General features: G+C 40.2%; 6 protein-coding genes. 5 read left to right on the top strand and 1 reads right to left on the bottom strand.

Annotation, left to right across the window (positions count from 1 at the left end; genetic code table 11):
* The first annotated feature begins 434 nt into the window (after nucleotides 1-434).
* Entirely contained in the window at nucleotides 435-2102 is a 1668-nt protein-coding gene (gene glnS / locus D3222_RS23410) for a glutamine--tRNA ligase (protein WP_118988232.1), read from the top strand.
* Between the two features lie 77 nt (nucleotides 2103-2179).
* Here the strand turns inward: glnS and D3222_RS23405 are convergent, their stop codons facing one another.
* Nucleotides 2180-3073, bottom strand: coding sequence for a LysR family transcriptional regulator (locus D3222_RS23405; RefSeq protein WP_118988231.1), 894 nt, complete (start codon nucleotides 3071-3073; stop codon nucleotides 2180-2182).
* 207 nt (nucleotides 3074-3280) lie between these two features.
* On the opposite strand from D3222_RS23405, the gene D3222_RS23400 reads away from it, so the two are divergent.
* From D3222_RS23400 to D3222_RS23390, 4 genes are all read left to right on the top strand, one after another.
* Nucleotides 3281-4045: a TenA family transcriptional regulator gene (locus D3222_RS23400; protein ID WP_157975425.1), complete on the top strand. Its 765-nt coding sequence runs from the start codon at nucleotides 3281-3283 to the stop codon at nucleotides 4043-4045.
* Nucleotides 4046-4384: 339 nt separating this feature from the next.
* Nucleotides 4385-4660, top strand: a complete 276-nt coding sequence (locus D3222_RS25290) for a hypothetical protein (RefSeq protein ID WP_157975424.1) — start codon at nucleotides 4385-4387, stop codon at nucleotides 4658-4660.
* A 42-nt stretch (nucleotides 4661-4702) separates the two neighbouring features.
* Nucleotides 4703-4891: a transposase family protein gene (locus D3222_RS23395; RefSeq protein WP_255417066.1), complete on the top strand. Its 189-nt coding sequence runs from the start codon at nucleotides 4703-4705 to the stop codon at nucleotides 4889-4891.
* 82 nt (nucleotides 4892-4973) lie between these two features.
* Nucleotides 4974-5117, top strand: a 144-nt coding sequence (locus D3222_RS23390) for a transposase family protein (RefSeq protein ID WP_198672911.1), incomplete at its 3' end; no start/stop codon positions are given.

Below are 5117 nucleotides of genomic sequence, written 5' to 3'. Positions count from 1 at the left end.
GTTATTGGTAATAGGTATAGTGTCAATTATTTATTCTTTAAAATTGGATGGTTGTTATTCAGTAATATTTATTATGATTTAATGAAATATTGATTGCCGACAGTCTCACCGATTATTTCATAATAAAGTTTGCTGTATTGTTGACATGTATCACTGTTGAGTGTTTTTTCGACACAAGAGTGATTTATTCATAACTAATTGTTATATAATAATATTATTGAAACATGGACCTATTGGTTTGGGTTGCTAGGTACCCGTCTTATTTTCTAGTAAAAAATTATTAAAACAGCCCCTTTTAAACTCGTCATCGTTTTTTCGCTCCAACTTTGTACTAAATCGCCATTTTACATGAACAAACGGTTGTTTCTCGGCACTGCTTGTTGGATTATAGGCGGTTATGTGACGCGTTTTTGGCATTATTGAGGTATAAAACAATGAGTGAGGCAGACGCCCGCCCAACAAACTTTATCCGTCAGATAATTGACGAAGATTTGGCAACTGGTAAACATACATCGGTACATACCCGCTTCCCGCCTGAACCAAATGGTTATCTGCATATTGGTCATGCGAAATCGATCTGCCTGAACTTTGGTGTTGCGAAGGATTATCAGGGCCAGTGTAATCTGCGTTTTGATGATACCAACCCAGTTAAGGAAGATGTTGAATACGTCGATTCTATTAAAAATGACGTTCAGTGGTTAGGTTTTGAGTGGAGTGGCGATATTCGCTACTCTTCTAATTATTTCGATACGCTGTATCAGTATGCTGTTGAATTGATCAACAAAGGTCTGGCTTATGTTGATGAATTGAGTCCGGAAGAGATCCGTGAATATCGTGGCACGTTGAAAGAGCCGGGTAAAAACAGCCCATGCCGTGACCGTAGTATTGAAGAAAACTTGGTGTTGTTCGAAAAAATGCGTGCCGGTGAGTTTAATGAAGGTAAAGCTTGTCTGCGTGCCAAAATTGATATGGCATCACCTTTTATTGTGATGCGTGATCCGGTTTTGTACCGGATTAAATTTGCAGAACATCATCAGTGCGGTAATAAATGGTGCATCTACCCAATGTACGATTTTACTCACTGTATTTCCGATGCGCTTGAAGGTATTACCCATTCGCTGTGTACACTGGAATTCCAGGATAACCGCCGCCTGTACGACTGGGTGCTGGGAAATATCACCATTGATTGTCATCCGCGCCAATATGAATTCTCGCGCTTGAATCTTGAATACACGGTTATGTCTAAGCGTAAGCTGAATCTGCTGGTGGTGGATAAGATTGTTGAAGGTTGGGATGACCCACGTATGCCAACGATCTCAGGCTTGCGTCGTCGTGGTTATACTGCCGCGTCTATTCGTGAATTCTGTCGTCGTATTGGCATCACCAAGCAGGATAATAATGTGGAAATAGCAGCATTGGAATCTTGTGTCCGTGATGATTTGAACGAAAATTCCCCTCGCGCAATGGCTGTTCTTGATCCGGTCAGATTAGTGATCGAAAACATGCCAGAAGGGGAGCAGATTTTGAGTATGCCTAATCATCCGAACAAACCGGAGATGGGCAGCCGTGAAGTGCCATTTAGCCGTGAGATTTATATTGACCGAGCAGATTTCCGTGAAGAAGCGAACCGTCAATATAAGCGTCTGGTATTGGGTAAAGAAGTTCGTCTGCGTAATGCTTATATCATTAAAGCGGAGCGCGTTGAGAAAGATGCTGACGATAATATCACGGCAATTTATTGCCGTTACGATGATCAAACGTTGAATAAAGATCCCGCGGATGGCCGGAAAGTAAAAGGTGTTATTCATTGGGTCAGTGCGGTTCATGCGGTTTCTGCTGAATTCCGTCTGTATGATCGTCTGTTCAGCGTACCGAATCCAGGTGCGGAGGATGATTTTCTGGCGACAATTAACCCAGAGTCACTGGTGATTCGTCAGGGCTTTGTTGAGCCAGGTTTAGCTGATGCTAAGTCAGAACAAACTTATCAGTTTGAGCGTGAAGGTTATTTCTGTGCTGATAGTTGTCATTCCAGTGCGGAAAATTTGGTATTTAACCGTACCGTTGGCCTGCGTGATACCTGGGCAAAAATTTCTCAGGATTAATTGAGATAATGAACTGTACCTCACAAGCTGGACACTTAATCCAGCATTGAGGTGCGGTTTTTTTATGGATAAATATTTTATTTCTCTTTTGGGAATAAATTATCCGCCATGAAATCGACAAAAGCTCTGACTTTAGGTAATACCCAACGGTTAGATGGCCAGAGAACCCGGAAGGTGCTTGAAGTCCCCGCCCACTTATCCAAGATTGTTAACAATGTACCGCTAGCTAATGCTTGTTTAACGGTAAAATCAGGCAAACAGGCTATGCCGTGGCCTTGAATCGCCATGTGTAGCAGTGTTTCGACATGGTTGCTGGTTATCTTGGCCTGAAGATGTATGTCTATTTCGGATCTTCCTGAGCACAGCGGCCATTTCTCTAAAAGGCCAGTAGTGGGAAAACGATGCATCAAGCAGGCGTGGTGTAATAACTCTCCGGGGTGTGATGGTTTACTATGTTGTGCAAAGTAGCTTGGAGCACCAACATAGACGAAACGGCTAGACCCTATACGTTTATTCATCAGTCGTGAATCGTTGAGTTCTCCAGTGCGAACCACGGCGTCGAATCCTTCATCGATAACATCGACTAATCGATCACTAAAATCCAGTTCCAGCTCTATCTGTGGGTAACAAGTCGCAAAAGCAGATAATACGGGTAACATTAGATTACTGAGCAACGGCAAACTCACTCGCAGGCGGCCTTGAGGGGCAGAGATAGAGCTTAATAGTTCATTTTCCGCAGTGGAAATCTCGTCCAGGATGCGTTTGCAGCGCTCAAGGAACAGTGTACCTTCAGCCGTCAAACTGACACTACGGGTGCTGCGTTGGAGCAGACGAACACCTAATTTCTTTTCTAATCGGGATATGCTTTTGCTAACGGACGAAGGAGAGAGTCCGAGTTGCCTGGCTGCGGTTGCAAAGCTACGAGCTTCGGCGACATGAATGAAAATGATGAATCCACTCAAATTATTCACTTGGGCCTCCTGGGCTTTTTTAGGTTGCTATTGGTGACAAGAAAGTCACTTCAGAAGTGATTGTAGGTCTATTTATCCACTATTAGCGAATCTGTAGTATGAAATAAAATTTATCTTGCTTTAGCTGCTATATAGCGGAAAGCCACACAGATTCAGAGCTTGTATATCATTTATTTCGTCGGTTGAATGTTACTAAAAAGGTTTATTATGGAACTCACTATCAACACTCAAAACGAGCTTAAAAAAGAAACCGGTTACTTTTTATCTCCACTATGGGAAGACGTTTTCTCTAAAGTGTTATTGGAGGAGCTCAATTCGAATGTATTTTTGGTCGCTTGCCGCTCTGGACAGGCGGACCAGAATTTATTAAGAAAGTTTATGATCCAGCACCATTACTATTCACAATATTTCACCCGTTATCTGTGTTTATTGATGGGAGGTTTAGCAGATCAAAAAGATTTTATGCTGCTTTCTCATAATCTATTGGAAGAGCTAACAGGAACCGATGCAGCAAAGATATCTCATGCAGAGTTATATAAAAAAGCGATGGCGGCTATTAACGCTGTTCCTAAAAGTGACCCGATTCTTAACAGTACTCAACAACTGATTGATGCTATGTTTCGCCACTGCCGCAGTGATGATTCTCTAAGAGGGCTTGCGGCACTGTGTTTAGGTGCTGAGGCGATCGTACCTTTGGTTTATGGCCCAATTTTAGATGCCTTGCAATTAATAAAGGCGCCTGATGATGCATTACATTTCTTTAGAATCCATGTTGAAGAGGATGAAGATCATGCAATTGCAATGAGAAAAATTATTGATCGAATGATTGAAGAGAAACCTTACCGAAAAATGGATGTTATTGCGGTTGGTGAAGAAATGGTGCGTTTTCGCATTGGGATGCTTAATGAACTATATCAAAGCAATATCAGGATAAATACAGATGTAACGACGCTTTTATCCGCGTGTGATTGAGATACTCTGCGTACATAATGACGTGTACAGCAAAAGTACTTGATATAGTTTCTAGTGATGAAATATCAGCATAAAGGGTTGGTGGATATATTTTTGGCAAAATAAGCAATACAAACGATCGAAATCATATATAATGTAATAATTATTGGATTGAACTCGTATAATATCAAAAGTAAAAAATGAAATTAGTAATTATTGATTCTATTGGATAGATAATTAAATTCAGATGTAAATATTGTTGGGCAACAAATTATTCAACTAATATTGGAAAAGGCCGATAAGAAATACTATATTAGAGAATATGTCGTTGTTGTGAATAGCTTCGGTCAAATTTCCTCGATGGCAATAGGTAAAGTTCCGCAACCAAAGTTAAGGGATCTTTCCTCTGAAACTCTCGATAAATATGAAAGAAATAAAGAACTTCCAGATGGGATTTTAAAAATTATTAACTATACCCAATGGATTTCAAGATGTATCGCGACGGCAAGGGAGCGAATCCCCGGGAGCATAGATAACTATGTGACCGGGGCAGGGCAAGATCTCACAATTTTAACAAGGTTATTTGGGTTAAATAAAGACCAAAATATAACTTTTTATAGCCACTTCTCTCATTAAAACGTTAAGATCTCTCTATTCTATAAAAGCGTGATCTTAATAATGAGTATTTTCAACTTTATCAGCAAGATAGATGACCCACGTTCTGACATCAATAAAAAACATGAATTAATGGATGTGATTTTTTTAGCTTTTTCTGCTGTGTTATGTGGGGCTTCTGGCTGGAAATCAATCCAGGAATTTGGCAGGGCAAGATCTCACAATTTTAACAAGGTTATTTGGGTTAAATAAAGACCAAAATATAACTTTTTATAGCCACTTCTCTCATTAAAACGTTAAGATCTCTCTATTCTATAAAAGCGTGATCTTAATAATGAGTATTTTCAACTTTATCAGCAAGATAGATGACCCACGTTCTGACATCAATAAAAAACATGAATTAATGGATGTGATTTTTTTAGCTTTTTCTGCTGTGTTATGTGGGGCTTCTGGCTGGAAATCAATCCAGGAATTTGGT

Source organism: Photorhabdus sp. CRCIA-P01, assembly GCF_003545805.1.
Lineage (GTDB): Bacteria > Pseudomonadota > Gammaproteobacteria > Enterobacterales > Enterobacteriaceae > Photorhabdus > Photorhabdus antumapuensis.
The sequence above is the reverse complement of the archived record's forward strand: the minus strand, read 5'-3'. Positions and strand labels throughout refer to the sequence as shown.